The sequence below is a fragment of the Paenibacillus sp. FW101-FHT12H11 genome (assembly GCF_058790355.1).
Genome location: NZ_JBYTCO010000010.1, coordinates 100,570 through 117,714, shown reverse-complemented (window position 1 = coordinate 117,714; position 17,145 = coordinate 100,570). Strand labels below are relative to the sequence as shown.

At 47.1% G+C, this 17,145-nt stretch carries 17 protein-coding genes; 12 read left to right on the top strand and 5 right to left on the bottom strand.

Features of this window, described 5'->3' with window-relative positions; translation table 11 throughout:
• The first annotated feature begins 147 nt into the window (after nt 1–147).
• The gene (locus tag AC3WTJ_RS28655) at nt 148–1,398 is read left to right on the top strand and encodes an MFS transporter (RefSeq protein WP_492524662.1); all 1,251 of its coding nucleotides are present in this window, start codon (nt 148–150) and stop codon (nt 1,396–1,398) included.
• Nucleotides 1,399–1,432: 34 nt separating this feature from the next.
• Nucleotides 1,433–2,605, top strand: a complete 1,173-nt coding sequence (locus tag AC3WTJ_RS28650) for an MFS transporter (protein WP_492524661.1) — start codon at nt 1,433–1,435, stop codon at nt 2,603–2,605.
• A 404-nt stretch (nt 2,606–3,009) separates the two neighbouring features.
• Here the strand turns inward: AC3WTJ_RS28650 and AC3WTJ_RS28645 are convergent, their stop codons facing one another.
• Both AC3WTJ_RS28645 and AC3WTJ_RS28640 read right to left on the bottom strand, forming a co-directional pair.
• Nucleotides 3,010–3,699: a hypothetical protein gene (locus tag AC3WTJ_RS28645; RefSeq protein ID WP_492524660.1), complete on the bottom strand. Its 690-nt coding sequence runs from the start codon at nt 3,697–3,699 to the stop codon at nt 3,010–3,012.
• 113 nt (nt 3,700–3,812) lie between these two features.
• Nucleotides 3,813–4,445, bottom strand: a complete 633-nt coding sequence (locus tag AC3WTJ_RS28640; RefSeq protein ID WP_492524659.1) for a YktB family protein — start codon at nt 4,443–4,445, stop codon at nt 3,813–3,815.
• A gap of 189 nt (nt 4,446–4,634) precedes the next feature.
• Between AC3WTJ_RS28640 and AC3WTJ_RS28635 the strand changes: the two genes are divergently transcribed.
• On the top strand, nt 4,635–5,492 hold the full coding sequence (locus AC3WTJ_RS28635) for a stalk domain-containing protein (protein ID WP_492524658.1): 858 nt from the start codon (nt 4,635–4,637) through the stop codon (nt 5,490–5,492).
• A 5-nt stretch (nt 5,493–5,497) separates the two neighbouring features.
• Here AC3WTJ_RS28635 and AC3WTJ_RS28630 read toward each other — a convergent pair whose 3' ends face one another.
• Nucleotides 5,498–6,160 (bottom strand): response regulator transcription factor, encoded by a 663-nt coding sequence (locus AC3WTJ_RS28630; protein WP_492524657.1) that lies wholly within the window; start codon nt 6,158–6,160, stop codon nt 5,498–5,500.
• A 41-nt stretch (nt 6,161–6,201) separates the two neighbouring features.
• The gene (locus AC3WTJ_RS28625; RefSeq protein ID WP_492524656.1) at nt 6,202–7,323 is read right to left on the bottom strand and encodes a sensor histidine kinase; all 1,122 of its coding nucleotides are present in this window, start codon (nt 7,321–7,323) and stop codon (nt 6,202–6,204) included.
• A gap of 183 nt (nt 7,324–7,506) precedes the next feature.
• Between AC3WTJ_RS28625 and AC3WTJ_RS28620 the strand changes: the two genes are divergently transcribed.
• From AC3WTJ_RS28620 to AC3WTJ_RS28610, 3 genes are read left to right on the top strand one after another with little or no spacing between them, the layout of a single operon-like run.
• Nucleotides 7,507–8,442: an ABC transporter ATP-binding protein gene (locus AC3WTJ_RS28620; protein ID WP_492524655.1), complete on the top strand. Its 936-nt coding sequence runs from the start codon at nt 7,507–7,509 to the stop codon at nt 8,440–8,442.
• Nucleotides 8,443–8,454: 12 nt separating this feature from the next.
• A complete protein-coding gene (locus AC3WTJ_RS28615) occupies nt 8,455–9,636 on the top strand; it encodes an ABC transporter permease (protein WP_492524654.1) in 1,182 nt (393 codons plus the stop codon).
• Nucleotides 9,629–10,783: an ABC transporter permease gene (locus AC3WTJ_RS28610; RefSeq protein ID WP_492524653.1), complete on the top strand. Its 1,155-nt coding sequence runs from the start codon at nt 9,629–9,631 to the stop codon at nt 10,781–10,783. The genes AC3WTJ_RS28615 and AC3WTJ_RS28610 overlap by 8 nt, the downstream gene beginning before the upstream one ends.
• 74 nt (nt 10,784–10,857) lie before the next feature.
• Here AC3WTJ_RS28610 and AC3WTJ_RS28605 read toward each other — a convergent pair whose 3' ends face one another.
• A complete protein-coding gene (locus AC3WTJ_RS28605) occupies nt 10,858–10,956 on the bottom strand; it encodes a YjcZ family sporulation protein (protein ID WP_127452113.1) in 99 nt (32 codons plus the stop codon).
• Between the two features lie 227 nt (nt 10,957–11,183).
• Between AC3WTJ_RS28605 and AC3WTJ_RS28600 the strand changes: the two genes are divergently transcribed.
• The 6 genes from AC3WTJ_RS28600 (at nt 11,184) to AC3WTJ_RS28575 (ending at nt 17,118) form a co-directional block, all read left to right on the top strand.
• Entirely contained in the window at nt 11,184–11,420 is a 237-nt protein-coding gene (locus AC3WTJ_RS28600) for a DUF6953 family protein (protein WP_492524799.1), read from the top strand.
• A gap of 216 nt (nt 11,421–11,636) precedes the next feature.
• Nucleotides 11,637–12,233: a YkzI domain-containing protein gene (locus AC3WTJ_RS28595; RefSeq protein WP_127452115.1), complete on the top strand. Its 597-nt coding sequence runs from the start codon at nt 11,637–11,639 to the stop codon at nt 12,231–12,233.
• Nucleotides 12,234–12,447: 214 nt separating this feature from the next.
• Nucleotides 12,448–13,452, top strand: a complete 1,005-nt coding sequence (locus AC3WTJ_RS28590) for a LacI family DNA-binding transcriptional regulator (RefSeq protein WP_492524652.1) — start codon at nt 12,448–12,450, stop codon at nt 13,450–13,452.
• Between the two features lie 18 nt (nt 13,453–13,470).
• Nucleotides 13,471–14,742, top strand: coding sequence for a nickel pincer cofactor-dependent isomerase, group 22 (locus AC3WTJ_RS28585; protein WP_492524651.1), 1,272 nt, complete (start codon nt 13,471–13,473; stop codon nt 14,740–14,742).
• Nucleotides 14,739–16,310: a gluconokinase gene (gene gntK / locus AC3WTJ_RS28580; protein ID WP_492524650.1), complete on the top strand. Its 1,572-nt coding sequence runs from the start codon at nt 14,739–14,741 to the stop codon at nt 16,308–16,310. The genes AC3WTJ_RS28585 and gntK overlap by 4 nt, the downstream gene beginning before the upstream one ends.
• A gap of 40 nt (nt 16,311–16,350) precedes the next feature.
• A complete protein-coding gene (locus AC3WTJ_RS28575) occupies nt 16,351–17,118 on the top strand; it encodes an SDR family oxidoreductase (protein ID WP_492524649.1) in 768 nt (255 codons plus the stop codon).
• The last annotated feature ends 27 nt before the right edge of the window (nt 17,119–17,145 follow it).

Sequence of the window (17,145 nt, the reverse complement as noted above, 5' to 3'; positions counted from 1 at the left end):
GTGGATTGCTTGTCGAAAGTTGCAACAAACAAAATGAGTATATCAAACTAGAGATTTCATGCAAGCTAATTTTTTGAAAATAGTTTGTGCAAATTGGGGAAAAACTAACAACACTTGTTAAAATACGGCCAAATAAGGAGAAATCCCATGATTTTGAGACAAAAATGGCGGAAAAACCAGCTGTTTTCCCCATTTGTGATCGAATTGTTAATTATTATGTTTATCGTCGAATTTGTGAAGGGTGCACTGCTCATTACCATATTGCCGGTATATATGAAAACAGGGCTTGGCGCATCCGCGTTTATTATCGGTTGGACACTTGCGGCGCAATATATCGGTGATAATGTGCTGCGCACGCCCGTTGGCTGGATTATTGATAAACTCGGTTACCGTACAACCATGCTCACAGGTGTGCTCTTGACCTTTATATCCGTAATCCTGATGGCGACGACGTCCCAATATATATGGATGATAGCCGGCTGTGCGCTGCTTGGCTTTGGTACAGCTCCGCTATGGCCTTGCGTAATTACAGGCACGACGGAAGTGGCGGGAGAGGATGGCAAAGCGACGATTATGAGCGTCGTTTACATGGCATGGTTATCAGGTGTCGGGCTGGGTCCGGTAGCGATCAACTTTTTTGTAGGCGAAAATCACTACACTATGGCATTTCGTTTATTAATTGCCTGTATGACGGTTGTAGTGCTTGTAGCACTGATGCTGCCTAGGAAAAGTTCAACTGAGGATGTGGCGATTGAAAAGGTCTTGACGCATGCTAAAATACAGAAAGCGCCGCTTGCTCAGCGAATTTCAGTTTATCTGAGTGAAGTAAGGCGATCGATGTCTGTTAGTCCGCTGATGTTTCCCGCGATGTTCGCGCAGACGTTTGCTCTCGGTATATTGACACCGATTTTAACCCTGTATGCCAAAGAGGTGTTAAAGCTTTCCTCCTTCGAATACAGTATGTTTTTGATTGCCGGAGGTGCTGTCACGGTCATTTGTTTAGTTCCGATGGGGAAATGGGTGGATCGCCGAGGCATACGTCCGTTTTTGATAGCGGGATTTACGATAAGCGCCGCAGCGCTGCTGCTGTTTACATATGCCAAGTCTATGACCATACTGTATGTATTGGTAGCCCTGCTTGGAATCGGCTATGCGTTTATCATACCTTCCTGGAATGCATTGATTGCTTCAGCGATCCCGCCTGAGAAAAGAGGGGCGGTATGGGGATTTTTCCTGACGATTGAAGGGCTTGGTATGATCGTCGGCCCGATTGTTTCCGGCAAGCTTTGGGATGTATATGGCTATCATGCGCCTTTCTTGATGAGCGGTTCAGTCCTCGTACTGTTACTTGTTCTTCAAATGTTCATTTCCATCCCCAAAAAAGGTATGGTACGATAAGGAAAAATGTTTGGTTTGGAGGCTCATAAGCATCATGAATAAACAGATTGGAATCATCATGTTGTTGTTGATGACCATTTTCGTAGGGTTTGGCATTATCATTCCCATCCTGCCGGAAGTTGTCAAAGGAGCCGGCTCTGAGTATCATAACGCGTTGTTGCTATCAGTCTACTCTGCGGCTTCCTTTCTGATGTCTCCGATATGGGGCGCGGTGTCGGACCGTATTGGACGCAGACCTATCATCTTGATTGGCTTGCTAGGTTTTAGTATCAGCTTTTTGATTTTCGGATTTGCCAATGGGCATCTGTGGATCATGTATGTGTCACGTATCTTGGGGGGCTTATTCTCAGGTGCTGCCACAGCTTGCGCTGTCGCTTACGTGGCGGACATTACAACTGCCGAGAATCGGACGAAAGGCATGGGCATGGTGGGCATGTCGATCGGCTTAGGTTTTATCTTCGGGCCGGCGCTTGGAGGCATTCTAAGCCGCTGGGGGACTTATGTGCCTTTCTTCGCAGCTTCGATCCTGGCGTTTGCTTCGTTCTTATTTGCTTTTGCGATCCTATCGGAATCGCTGCCGGCAAATAAGCGATCTTCCGTGAAGGAGAAAGCTCCTTCACGATGGACCGCATTCTCCGGAGCTTCCAAGTATCTGTATGTGTTATCTTTTTTCGTCTCGTTTACACTAGCCGGCTTAGAAGCGACACTTCAGTATTATCAAATGGACAAGATCGGCGCAACGCCATTTGATATCGGCATGATGTTCCTTGCCAGCGGCATCGTCGGCGCGTTGATTCAAGGCGGCGTCGTTCGCCGCCTGGTCAAGCAGGGTGCCGAGCAGAAAGTGATCGGCATCGGCTTATTGCTCTCAGCAGCTGGCTTCTTCCTGCTGCTGTACTCCAGCAGCGTAGTCACCGCTGCGATTTACTTGTCCGTATTCGGCGCGGGGAACGCGCTGATACGGCCTTGTGTGACGTCGCTGATTACGCAGCGTACGAAAGTCGGTCAAGGCGTCGCGACAGGCCTCAGCTCTTCCATGGACAGCCTGGGCCGCATCGCCGGCCCATTGCTTGGCGGAGCGGTGTTCGCCATCGCGCATTCCTTGCCGTTTATTATCGGCGGCGTGCTTTGCTTGGCGGCGATTCTGCTGCTGCAGCGCTTCGTGCTGGTTGACCGCCAGACGCGCGTCCAACAGCAAACGGCTTAGAGCAAATGAAAAGCTGTACACTAGCCTTTCTCGGTAGAGAGGGCGGGTGTGCAGCTTTTTTTGATGCTTAGGGAACTCCACAATTTTGACAACTTAGTGCCCTGCAGTTCCCTTTACGGATGAAAGGCAGGTAATCCTGAGCCGATTCCTGCGCACAAGCACTGCAACGTCAATCCAGAAACGCTCCCATCGCCGCGAAGCTTCCTATTACGCAGCGCGTCAGCGCCGCATTCAGGGGCAAGACGACCCCGATCGAACGTAGGGACACGAACATCGTACCCAAGCTGAAAAAGCCTGAGAAGAACACTGGCGGGGCGATAAAGAGTCGTTGGTTGAATGATTTGGATAAAAAAAGACTGCCCCAACGCCATCAAAGATGACAGTGAGCAGTCTTTTAAATATGCTTATTCCTTAGCTTTCTTCTCTTTCTTGTGATCAACCCACTTCTCAATCGAAGGGGTTAGCTGATCTTTAATGGACGCGACGAGCTTGTCCTTGGAAATGCCTTTCGACTGAGCGATTTCGGCGAGCGACTTGCCGGAGCGGAGCTGAGCGTGCAGTTCATCTTTGCTCAGTCCGAGCGTTTTGGCGAGCTTTTCCGTGTCAGGCTTCAGTCCGAAGCGGTGCCACTTGCTTCTGCCATGGCTGTCCAGCAGGTTCTTCTCGTTGAGGATGAACTTCAGATGCTCGCCAAGTTTTTGCTTCATATGCTCGCCCTGGTCGGCTGTCAGCTTGCCATCCTTCACGGCCACTTCGATCTTCCCGGTGCGGAGTTGCTCGAGCTTGGCTGTTAGGTCGGCTTCGCTGATTCCTTTGTCGGCGGCTGCCTCCACGATGCTTTTGCCGCTCTTGAGCGATTTCACGAGCACTTCTTTGTCAACGCCTATGACATGGGCGGCTTCCTCGATAATCGGCCATTTGCGGCTGTGGCGCCCGTGCCCTTTCTCATCAGCTTGCTGCGAAGAGACGATCTCCTGCTGCTTCTCGGAAGGAGCTTGCGCCGAAGCGGAAAGTGGCGGGAGCATAGCGGCTCCCAAGACGAACGAGAGGGCCATCGTGCTCACCAGAAGCTTTTTTCTATAATGCTGATTCATGTGTGTACGCCTCCTTTCCCAAATAATAGGAATTACAGAACATAGTCTGTGCAGGAGGGATTAATTTTAGTTTAAAATAACCTTAGTTTTACATAAAAATTCCAAAATTCGAGTTATTTCGCGTCGACTGCCAGTTGATACAAGGGAACCAGCTTTTCGAACGTGCCTTTAATCAGAGATTCAAGTTCGTCAGGTTTGGTCAGCACTGGATCTTGGAAATGAAGGTTTTTGCCGATCAGCAGCTCAACTTTTTTGACATCCCGGAAACGGATCAGAGCATCGTTCCATGCGCTGCGGTCCAGTTCAGCAAGCGGAGTGACATCCTTTTTCATATGATCGAAGGACAGGACGAAATCGGCGGGAATTTCCTTTTGGATACGATCAATCTGATTCATATACGCGGTAGCGATATTGCTTTTATTAGGCAGCTCATAAATGAGTGCCAGCCAGATAAATACGCGGTCATCGAACAGGCCGACCTGGAAATGGGGAACTTGCTTATAGCCTCTTTTGTTTGGGCAGATTGCCATCCAGGTGTCCACCGGCGGATTAATTTTGCGTCTTAAATGCTTGGCAATATGTAAGAACATTTCGGTTCCGGCCAAAAGCGAGAGGTCCTGCGCCAAAGAATCGCCTAACGCTTTGAATTTAGGTTGAATGCGCTCGCGAATGGCTTCCATTCGTCCATCCAGACCTTCTATAGCAAACGTATCAAAATCATGTTGTGTAAATCCAGTAAAGCTCATCGTCAGTTGCCTCATTTCACTTGCGTTTTTCAATTATTTTAAAATAAATGAGTGCGCTCTGCAATGTTTTACGAGTTTCGTAGAATGCAAGTAGGAAAAAGGTCCCAATTTGTCTAAAAAAGCAGGAAAATATAGGAGTTTGCCGAAATATGTGGAATAATCTATGGCTAAAGACAGGAGAATTCGGAAATGAGAATGAAGAAATGGTCTGCGATCGCTCTTTTAGGTTCTTTGATGGGAACATGCTTTACGGCAGGTGTCTATGCGCAAGATGTGCTGCAACGTGTTGACGCGTATTTAAGAAATGATTTCAAGATTGTAGTGAATGGGCAGCAGGTGACGCTTACGAACCCGCCGTTAATTTATAACAATAGCAGCTACTTGCCAGTGAAAGAGTTGGGAAATTATTTGGGGGCAGTTGTCAATTGGCAGGAAAGCTCCAAAACGATCTATATTAATCCGCGTATCAATCAAGAACAACCCACTGAGGGGAATAATATCAATTACACAGAAATAGTGTTCCAATACCCTTATGTGCAGTACTTTGATTATCGAGGGGCCACTTATCCAATCCTCACGAACACAACAGAGATGACGTACTATCGATTAAAGGATGTGGAACGAATGGGTGTTCCTACCGCTGGATTGCGCAAAGCGAAGGAGAAATATTCGGAAGAGATCTATGTCGGAGAGGATGAATTGAAGAAGGTTTGGGGGAGCGAGCCCCCGCAATCATCCTATATGTATAATGAAGGTGTTACGGTCACAGGCGAGAATGACCCTATTAAAATTAAAGCACTCAAAGACTATGTAGAGAGCTTCCGATATTATGAAATCGAAAAGATACCGTACATGACGAGCCCGATTATTATTGATGCACTGCCTGAACTCAATACATACAGTTATTTACTTGCCGAGAACGGCCATTACTTCCGCACGACACTCAAGCTGACTCAGAGTAATAATACGAACAGCAACAGTCAGCCTGAATATCTGGTGGGAAGCTCCTCCAAAGAGAATATCGAGGTCGTCAAAGTAAACAAATAGCTGCACTAGCTGATGACTCCGGATTGTTTTTTTAAATAGAAGATAGCAATTTGCGTGCGATCTCGGAGATTCAGCTTGCTGAGAATTTCAGTGATATAATTTTTAACCGTCCCTTCGCTCAGGAACAGTTCCTGGGCGATTTCTTTGTTCGATAAGCCTTCCGATATTTTCTCAACTACTGCTTGTTCACTGGCCGTTAGTCCGTATTCCCGGAGCATGGCAGGCAGAGGTACGCTTGGTGCGGGAGCAGGGCTGATGAAGGTAGCTAATTTCTTGGCAATGTCAGGATGAATAAGCAAATTGCCTTGCTCAACCGTTTTAATTCCTTGAACGATACGGTCCGGGGAAATGTTCTTCAACAAATAGCCGCTAGCCCCATTGCGAAGCGCTTGAACGATAAACTCATCGTCGTCAAATGTTGTTAGAATCAGAATGGAAATCGCAGGATATGCTTGTTTAATTTTCAACGTTCCTTCCACGCCATCGCAAATGGGCATTCTAATGTCCATAAGGACAACATCGACCTGAACACCGCTCTGAATAAAAGCCAAAGCTTCATCGCCATGATTGCACGTACCGACAACCGCAATGTCTGGGTCAAGTCCAATTATCAATTGCAAGCTTTCTCGAATAAACGGATCATCGTCAGTAATAAGAACATGAATCATCGTTGTTTCAATCCTTTCTTTCTTCGTTTGCATTCGTTCTTTTAACGAAAAGTGGGCAAGACGGTTGTCACGGTAAAAGCGGAGTCCATGGCCACGTAAAGCTGACCGCCAATAAGCTTGCTGCGCTCTTCCATGCCAGTCATTCCAAGACCTTTCACGGTTTGAGCGGCAGGGAGTCGCCCGTTATTCGAAACGCTCATTGTAATTTGCTTGGTTTCATAAATTAATTGAATCTGAACGGAAGTTGCTCCGCCGTGGCGAATTGCATTCGTGATGGCTTCTTGGGCATTGCGGTATAAAATGAAGGCGAGACTTGGATACAGGACATAAGGCATTCCCTGAATATCAACTTCAATCGCGATACTTTTGTCCTTGGTCAGTCCTTCAATAAGCCGATTAAGCGTGAACGACTGCATGGAGTCGTCATCCGGTTTCAGCTTGCGCACCGTTGATCGAAGCAGCTCCATACTTTCAGTCAACTGGTCCCTGACGGAAGTTAACATCTCCATGCCTTTGTCCATTTGAATTGGCAAAATCCGCAGGCCGGCTTCCATCATCATTTTGAGACGAATTAATTGATGCCCCAAATCATCGTGAATATCTCGGGAAATCCGGTTCCGTTCATCCAGTTGGGCTATATTTTCAACCTGTTTGGCATAGTCCAATAACTGCATGCGTGCTTCATCCAGCTCATAATGCTGCCGCCGCAGCTGATCATAGAGCAGTTCGATATCCACTTTGTTTTGTTCCACCTGGTTCATATGCAGCAATAGGAGCGCCAGGATAAAAAAGAGAAGATTGGCCAGCACATAAGAATTGCTCGATTGGCCTTGTAAACTCAGATTTAAAGCGATCAATTGCACACCTAAGATAGAAAATCGGAGATGACGATGAAAGGAACGAAGATAAGTCAGCATTGTGGAGTAAAAGATCATGAACAATAAGCCGTCAAACGTATAGCTTAGCCATCCGCTGAATGCGATTTCGATCAGAAGCATCCATACAGCTCTCTTGAAAATCGTTCTTCGCAGCTCGGCGACCCAGAAGAATAGAAGAATACAGAACACATACGTGCCGTTAGACGCGTAGCTCTCTAGATACATGGAGGCAATCGCTGGAATGAGAATAAGCGTGTAGCGGGTAATAAGCAATAAAGGTAACAAGCGATTCCCTTCCTTTGTAAGCGTGTAGGAAAATTATAGCATAATTGACAAGTGAGTCTACATGTTTTATGGCGTACTTATGACTTTTGTCACCTTGCTAAATGACTTAATCTACCTGTAGATGTCATTTCCATGAGGTACAATAAGTGTAATTCAAGCCGTCGAGAAAAGGGAGAGGATCCTATGAGTTTTATTCAAATTAAAAATGTTGTAAAAAAATACAGCCAGCAAATATCCGTTGATCATTTGAATTTATCTATCCAGGAAGGCGAAATTTTCGGTCTGCTGGGGCCGAATGGAGCCGGAAAAAGCACGACCATCAAAATGCTAAGCGGCTTGCTCAAAATAGATGGGGGAGAAATGATTGTAGACGGTTTGTCCGTTGCCAAGGACCCGTTGGAGGTCAAACGCCTTATCGGTCTTGTTCCTCAGGAACTTGCCATTTTCGAAAGTTTAAGCGCCAGAGAAAATGTTACGTTTTTCGCCAGGCTCTATGGCTTAAGAGGCGCCCTCTTGCAGAGCCGTGTGAAAGAAGCGCTTGAATTCGTCGGATTATCGGATCGGGCCAACGATAAGCCGAACGCTTTTTCAGGCGGAATGAAGAGGAGATTGAATATTGCTTGCGCCATTATGCATCATCCCAAGCTGATTATTATGGATGAGCCGACCGTCGGCATCGATCCCCAATCCCGGAATCACATTCTGGAGTCGGTCAAAACCTTGAACCGCATGGGCTCTACGATTATTTACACATCGCATTACATGGAAGAGGTAGCTGCGATTTCGACGCGTGTCGGCATCATGGATCACGGACATCTGATCGCTTGCGGTACGCAAGAGGAGCTTCGTGGCAAAGTCGCGCAGGATAACAAGATTGTGCTGCAGGTGGCGCATCTATCTGAAGAGGCGGTTAAGGAGCTGCGGGATCATCCCAAAATCAAGCAAGTCAACGCTCAGGAGCAAGCGCTTGAACTGCTGGTCGGTTCGTCGCAAGCCTATTTGCAAGACATTTTGTTCATTTTATCCAAACATAACGTCAAAATTCAATCGCTCGTGCAGGTAGAACCGGATCTTGAAGCCTTATTCCTGTCGTTGACCGGCAGAACTTTACGAGATTAGGGGGAGAGCGCGATGCCGTTATGGATTATTGCAAAATATGAAGTATTACGAATGTTTCGTATGCGTTATGTCATGGCCATCCAGTTTGTTATGCCGCTCTTGCTCATATTCATCTTGGGTTCAGCGCTTTCAGGAGCGTTCAAAGTGGAGGACCGGACCATCAAGCCGGTGAAAGTGGATGTTGTGCTGGGAGATTCAGGTGCCTTGAAATCAAGTATGGAAGGCTTTCTGCATTCTCCCGACCTCGGGAATTTGATTCACACTTCAACAGTTCAGACACGCGACCAAGCTGTCAAAAGGCTTAAATCAGGCGTTTCTGAATTTGCGCTGATCATCCCTGATGATTTCAGTGCCCGTGTAATGGCGGGGAAGGAAGCCGAATGGGAAATGATTTTCGGTAACGATTACGAGCAAAATTTGACCGCCGAAATGGTGCTTCGTTCCTTCTTGGATAACGTAAACCAAAGACAGGCAATCGCGATAGCGAGCGGTTCTGAAACAGCACCTTCTACACAAAATCAGGGTTCGTCTGAGCATGTTGCTGCCCCGGCAGCTAGCCATGTCAAGCTAGGCAATCTTGCAACAAATAATTCCCAGTATTCTGCTATGCAATATTATGCGGCATCGATGCTGGTCATGTTTTTGTTATACTCCGGCCTTTCCACAGCGATGACACTGCAAGGCGAAAAGGATAAACATACACTATCTCGCCTTAATGCCATGCCGATTCATGAATCTACAATTTTACTTGGCAAGGTGCTCGGTAATGCTTTTATTGCGATTTGTCAGGCGGCGGTCATCGTCGGAACAACCGTTATGGTTTATCATGTCGATTGGGGAAAATCGTATGGGGTATTGGCGCTAATCTGTTTTTTCGTCGTCGTAGCGTCCATGAGCCTCGCTGTATTATCGGCTCTCATCGTGAAATCGTCCAAAGGAATCTCAACCATTTTCCAAATGGTGGTGCTGACGATGTCTTTTCTAAGCGGGGGCTTTACACCTTTGCCGGACGGATTTCTGCGGCAAATTGGTGATTTCACTCTGAATTACTGGGCGATGCAAAGCATGTATCGGATTATGCTAGGCAGTGAAACCTCTGTTTTAGCTCATCATTTACTTGTTTTGGGCTGCATTAGCGGAGGATTGCTTCTTGTTTCCTTCATTGTTTACCGAAAGGCGGGATACCATGAATAGTTTGTTTATCGCCTATAATATGCTTCGTCGCACGCTTTTACAAAAAAGAGGTTTTCTGATGTATCTGCTCATTCCGGCGGGCGTAGTTTCCTTGATCATCGGTGTGATGGGACAGCAGCAGGAGCATCGGGTTGATATCGCTTATATCAATATGGATCGCGGGCCGCTCGGCGCCCATTTGGTGCAAGAGTTGAGTGGATTGCCGGACTACAGGCTGAAGGAACAAGTTTCCGATGCGGACTTGAAGGAAGCGGTGACGAAGCAAAGTGTCGGTGGCGCGTTCGTCATTCCGGAAGGATTCAGTGAGACGTTGTTAAAGGGCTCCGCACCGCAAGTAGATATGTATCAATTAAGTGTAAGTGAAGCGACGGTTACGTTGAAAATAACGCTGGATAGCATCCTTTCCGGCTATCAAGGAACTGTTGATGCCCTGCTCAAGCAAGGATTTCAGGAGAAATCGCTTCAGGATGCCGTGGATAAGACATTGATCCAGCTGGAAAAACACCAAGTTAAAGCGCGTGTCACGGATCTGAACTTGTATGTAAATCCGAATATGCATCTTGTCATTGGCTTTATGCTGATGTTCATGATGGGGGTTATCAATAACACAATTTCCGTCATTATGGAGGACCGGAGAATGCGAACCATGGCAAGAACCTTCACGGCTCCGGTTCGCTCCATAGAAATTATGCTAGGCAATTTTATCGGCAGCTTTTTTGTAGGAACCTTGCAAGTGCTAGTGATCTTGATCATTACACGGTATGTGGCTCTGTATGATTATGGACTGCCGTTCTTCTCACAATTTGTTATGTTGGAGTTTTTCTTATTAGCAAGTATGGGCATTGCCAGCGCAGTTGCAGGTTTAGTGAAAAATGCCTCCAATATGGGCATGATTAACTCTTTGATCGTTACGCCCACTTGCATGCTCGGCGGCTGTTTTTGGCCGGTTTCACTGATGCCGGATTGGATGCAGAAAATTGCTGATTTCGTTCCCCAGAAATGGGTAATTGAAGCCATTCAGCTTATGGCTGCGGGGCAATCTTTGTCACAAATGTGGATGCACATGGGGGTGCTGACCTTATTTGCTCTGATTCTGCTTGGTGTCGGCACAGTGATTCTGAGACCCGAGGATGCGGAGGTAGGTTAATCCGGTCTCAAGCAGAAATATGAATAAAGGGCTGCTGGCGGAATGCCAGTCAGCCCTTTCGTATTTGAAGTGGATTAGATAACGAAAGCACTAGAAATAATAACTAACAAAATAAAGAGAACCAAAATTGCTGCGGCAGAATTGTAACCACCAAAACCAGCTTCATAACCCATTCAAAATCACCCTTTCGTTGATTAATTCTGTGCGTTTGTCTTACAGGGATAGCATATGGTGATCTCCCGAGGAGTGAATGGGCGAATGGTCCTGTAGGGGGATGATTGTGCTTTTGTACCTATCCATCGATAAATGTAAAGAAAATGTGTTACAATGGAGCGATAGATTCATCTTATTGGACAATGTTCAATTCGAGATAACGAGTGAAACGAAGGAGAGAGCGGGAATGGCCGTTACGGCGAACGAGGTTGCGGAATGGATGCTTGAACAGCTGAAATCCGCAGGGATTTTGCATCAGAAAGAAGCCGTTGACTATATTATTCGCCATTATGGAGAATCCTTTATTTATGTCAACGAGAATGGCAATCAAGCGATTTCGAAAGAAGTCAAAAAATTATTCAAGAAACTTCATGGCGGCAGAGCAGCTTGGGAGCGCGACGGATTTTTCTGGGGATGGCATTAAACCGGGCCGTTTTGCATAGCAAAACCAGCCTTCCATTTTTTGCTAGGCTGGCGCCGCGTTCATACAGGCATCGGCTTTTTTTGTACGTTTTTCCTTAAAAAAATGTCAATAATCCAAGTTGCTAAAACATAGAATTCATAATAAGATAAGGATAAGAAGATAAGTTGTCTGAATATTTAAATAAAATCAAACGCACCAATTATGGAGGGGATTGCCGTGAGTAAGAGTCATGAAGTGGAGTACTGCAACCTAGAGTTACGATTTGATCGCCGGCTAATCCGGAACTTCATTAAAGCACTCATTCAAGAAGGTTATTCTCTGTATTGGAACGAAAGTGAGCTGCAGTTCATCATTTCCATTCGGACAGGACGCAAGCTGATTAAGCTGAAGTTTGAACGAATTGGTGAAAAGTATAAAATCGTGGGTAATTATTCCTTCAAAGACGAGAAGCTCGCGGAAATGATGGAAAAATTGATTGGAGACACACGCGGTCATGCCGTAGTCAAAAGATTTAAGGATCGGCAAATTCTCATTGAGAATATTATGTTCGGGGAAATTATTCGCATGGTTGAAATTAGCGGCATCGAACATAAAGTGCTGTATCAGAAGGAGCCAGCCGTGACAGTAGAAGAAGTCATGCAAGCGCTGCGATCCAAGCGTACTGATGAGCGAATCCCTATTTTGCGCATGGAGCTCGATTATGAACTGGCCACCTTGCATGATGCGATCGCATCCGGGGATGCCAAAGCGATTATGGAGAGTAAAACCAAATTGCTTGAGATGCGTCAAGAAATGCTTTTATTGGAGATGTGAGAATGAATAGTGGATTTGAATAAGAAGAGAGCCTGTATTTATACATACGGACTCTCTTTTGTGTTTCTAGGGGTTCTGAAAAAGAAGCAGCGTATTTACTAGGATTTTTGCTTAAACTAGAGGTATGCTGCTCCCAGGAAAGGGAGCTTTTTTATTGAAAAGACTATTGTTAACGTGTGCATGAATGTGATATGCTTCTGATAGAGGTGAAGGAATGAGTGTAACGATTAAGGATATTGCCAAGCTTGCGGGTGTGTCCCATACGACGGTTTCCAGGGCGCTTAATAACAGTCCGCTTATTCAAGAGGAAACGAAAGAACGTATTCGACTCATAGCCGAGCAACTGGATTATACGCCCAATTACAGTGCAAAGAGCTTAGTACTCGATCGATCGTATAATTTGGGGCTGTTCTTTACCACACTGAGTAAAGGAACTTCAGCAGGTTTTTTCTATGAAGCTATCCGCGGCGTCAATTCGGTCATTCAGGACCGATACCAACTGATTGTCAAGGGGATTGATGACTATTCGAGCTTTCAATCCATTACCCGCAAGAGCTTTGACGGAATTATTATTGTTTCTCAAAGCGATGACGATCAGGCCATTATTGAACATATCGCAAGTAAAGGCATCCCGCTCGTCGTTCTCAATCGGCCAGTCTCTACAGCCGGCGTGTTGAATATTCTGTCTGACGAAGAGCAGGGCGCTTTCCTGGCATGTTCCTATTTGATCGAGCAAGGCCACACGCGCATTGCGTTGATTGAGGGGCGCAAAGGGTTTAAATCCGCCCAAAATCGGAAAGACGGCTTCGAACGAGCCATGAAGCATTATGGCATGAAGGTACCGCCGATTTACAGAATCCCCGGTTTGTATGATCTCGAAAGCGGTCATAAAGCTATGCAGCAATTTCTTGCCTTGGAAGAGCGGCCTACCGCCGTTTTTAGCTGTAATGATGAGATGGCCCTTGGTGCAATGAAAGCGATATCGGAAGCCGGCATGCAGGTGCCGACGGACATTTCCGTTGTTGGATTCGATGATACGGTGTTTGCAGCTTATGTAACGCCAGCCTTGACAACCGTCCGCAGACCGATTGAACAAATTAGTAAAGAAGGCGCTGTACGGCTCCTTGGCAATATTGAGAATAAACAGCACGAAACGGAGCAGGTCCTTTTGAAGACAGAGCTTGTCGTGCGGGAGTCCGTAAAGAAGCTGTCAACATAAAGAAAGAGGGAATAATCGATGAGCATTTTGAGAGAGCTGTTAAATGATATTCCGATCCCGCAAGTGGTTAAGATTCGTCAGAAGTTTGACCGTACGATTCTGGAAAATCCAGAGCAGGAGCTTGCAGATAAGCTTGCGAGCAGCGGCGTTATGGAGACCATTCTTCCAGGTCAGCAAGTTGCTGTCGCCGTAGGGAGCAGAGGGATTGCGAACATCACCGGATTTACCAAAACGACGATTGATGCCATTAAGGCCAAAGGTGCGTTCCCGTTCATCGTTCCTTGCATGGGCAGCCATGGGGGTGCAACAGCAGAAGGACAAACGGAAGTGCTTCTTCACTTTGGGATCACGGAAGCAACCATGGGCGCTCCGATTCGTTCGTCTATGGAAGTTGTGAAAATTGACGAGCTTCCAAACGGTTTGCCGGTTTATGTGGACCGCATCGCCTCAGAGGCGGATGCTATCGTTGTCATTAACCGCGTGAAGCCGCATACGGCGTTCCGTGGACGTATTGAGAGCGGCATCATGAAGATGATCGCGATCGGGCTAGGGAAGCAAAAAGGCGCAGAAGCTTGCCACCAGTTGGGCTTTAAGTATATGGCGGAGAATGTGCCGGCCATGGCGAACCTGATGATCCAGAAGCTGCCCATCGTGTTCGGTGTAGCCCTCGTCGAGAATGCCTATGACGAGACTTGCCGGGTAGAAGTGCTTCCTGCAGCCGAGATTGAAGAGCGCGAAGAGCAGCTGCTGATTGAAGCGAAGGCGCGGCTTCCGAAGATTTTATTCGATGAGATTGACGTGTTGGTCATTGATTATATCGGTAAAAATATTAGCGGCGACGGCATGGATCCGAACGTAACCGGCCGCTACCCGACGCCTTATGCTCACGGTGGCCCGGACGTTGCCAAAATGGTTGTTTTGGATTTGACACCAGAAACGAAAGGTAATGCAAACGGGGTAGGAACTGCTGATTTTACGACTCAGCGCTTAGTAGATAAAACAAACCTTGAGTTCACGTATGCTAACGGTCTGACATCCACTGTATGTGCGCCAACGAAGATCGCAACAACGCTGGAGAATGATTTCTATGCGATCAAAGCGGCTGTAAAAACTTGCAACATCCTGGACTACACGAAGTGTAAGCTGGTTCGGATTCAAGATACGCTGCACCTTGGCGAAATTGAAATTTCCGTGAATTTGCTCGACGCTGCGCGCGTGCATCCGGATATTGAGATTTTAACTGAGCCTTATGAGCTCTCATTCAACGCAGAGGGGAATATTAGCAAATGACTGACCAATTAAGTACCCTCAAGCCCTACATCATTGCGGCTGATATTGGTACGACAAGTACGAAAACGCTCGTTATTTCACGCGAGGGGAAAGTTCTGGGGTCACATTCCATTGAGTATCCCCTTTTCACCCCCACGGCTGATCGCGCCGAGCAAGACCCGGATCAAATTTTTGATGCTGTCGTGCAAGGGATAGGCGAAGTTGTGCGGAAGGTGGGCGTCAAGCCTGAGCAAGTGCTTTGCGTCTCCTTCAGTTCAGCTATGCATAGTCTCATTGCAGTTGATCACAACACGAAACCGCTGACTGCTTGCATCACATGGGCGGACAATCGCAGCGCGATGTATGCGGCTGAATTGAAGCGCAGCGGGCTGGGGCAGCAGATTTACTCGCGAACAGGCACGCCAATCCATCCGATGTCTCCGCTGCTCAAGCTGATGTGGTTCCGAGATAATGAACCAGGGCTCATGAAAGAGACCTACAAGTTCATTGGCATCAAAGAATATGTTTTCGCGAAGCTATTCAATCGTTATGTGATTGATCATTCACTTGCCAGTGCAACAGGCTTATTCAATCTGGAGAACTTGGATTGGGATGAAGAAGCCTTGGGACAAGCTGGTGTTACACCAGCTCAGCTCTCCGAGCTAGTTCCAACAACGCATCGCGTTGAGGGCCTTAGCGCTGAATATGCTTCTGCTATGGGATTGTCCCAGGACACGCCGTTTATTGTCGGAGCTTCCGACGGTGTGTTGGCCAATTTAGGCGTTGGCGCTTTTGAACCTGGCGTTGTCGCTGTCACCATCGGAACCAGCGGCGCGGTGCGCAGTGTAGTGACCAAGCCGCAAACAGACCCTGAAGGCAAACTGTTCTGTTATGCGCTAACAGAGAAATTCTGGGTCGTTGGCGGACCTATCAACAACGGCGGTATAGTTTTCCGCTGGGTACGAGATCAGATCGCTACCGCGGAGGCCGAAGAGGCTCGCCGTCAAGGGATCGATCCGTATGATTACTTGACCGAGCTAGCCTCCCAAGTGAAAGCGGGCTCTGACGGGTTGTTGTTCCTGCCGCTGCTTTCGGGAGAACGCGCTCCGTATTGGAATGCGAATGCTCGCGGCGTTTATTTCGGGCTTTCCCTTAGCCATGAGAAGAAACATATGATTCGCGCCGCTCTGGAAGGCGTCATGTTTTCCATTCAAGCTGTCGCAACGTCGCTTGAGCGGATTATGGGGCCAGCGGCAGTAATTCGAGCTTCAGGTGGTTTCGCCAGATCCGAATTTTGGCGTCAGATGATGACGGACATGCTGGGTACGTCCGTTACGGTGCCGGATTCCATCGAAAGCTCTGGTATCGGGGCAGCGCTGCTTGGTTTACTTGCAATGGGCGAGATTGATGATTTGGCTCATGCACACAATTGGATTCAGGTTGGAACGGCTCACGAGGTGAATGAAAGCAATTATCGCGTATATCAACAATTGACATCTATTTATACAAGCGTATATCATCAGTTAAAAGATCAATTCGACGCGATAACCGCCTTTCAAGGACAGCACCTTCGGAGCCCTCAATCATAAATAGCTTAAGCAAGCAAAATGCTAGAGGGGATGAAGACAAATGAATTTATTCGATCTTACAGGGAAAACAGCAGTAATTATCGGCGGTAACAGTACACTTGGAGGTTCCATGGCGATTGCTTTGGCCGGTCATGGCGCGAAAGTAGCGATTGTTGGACGCAACCAAGAGAAAAGCGATCAAGTTCGCCAGCAGATCGAAGCGATCGGCGGCGAAGCCCAAACTTTCCAAGCCGATGCAACAATACGCGAGGATTTGGAGCTTGTGCTCAAAGAAGTTATCGCTTGGTCTGGCCGTGCTGACATTTTAATGAACTGTCCAGGGAAAAATAGTGCTACGCCTTTCTTTGACATTTCCATGGAAGAATGGGATTCTATTATGGAGGTAAACTTGAAAAGCGTCGTGCTGGCTTGCCAGGTGTTCGGGAAATACATGGTTGATCGCGGCGAAGGCGGAAGCATTATCAATATCTCGTCTGTATCTTCTGATCCGCCTCTTTCACGTGTATTCACTTACTCCGCTTCTAAAGCAGCTGTCAATAACATCACACTAAACTTGGCCCGCGAATTCGCTCCAAGCCGTGTGCGTGTGAATGCGATCATTCCTGGTTTCTTCCCAGCTGAGCAGAATCGTAAGATTTTGTCGCCTGAACGTATCGAGTCCATTATGCGTCATACGCCAATGAACCGATTCGGTGAGGCATCTGAGCTACAGGGTGCTGCTGTGTTCCTTGCTTCGGAACAAGCTTCCAGCTTTGTTACGGGCTCTGTTTTAAGAGTAGACGGCGGTTTTGGCTCGATGACGATTTAAATATTTTTATATCGGAAGGGTGTATGA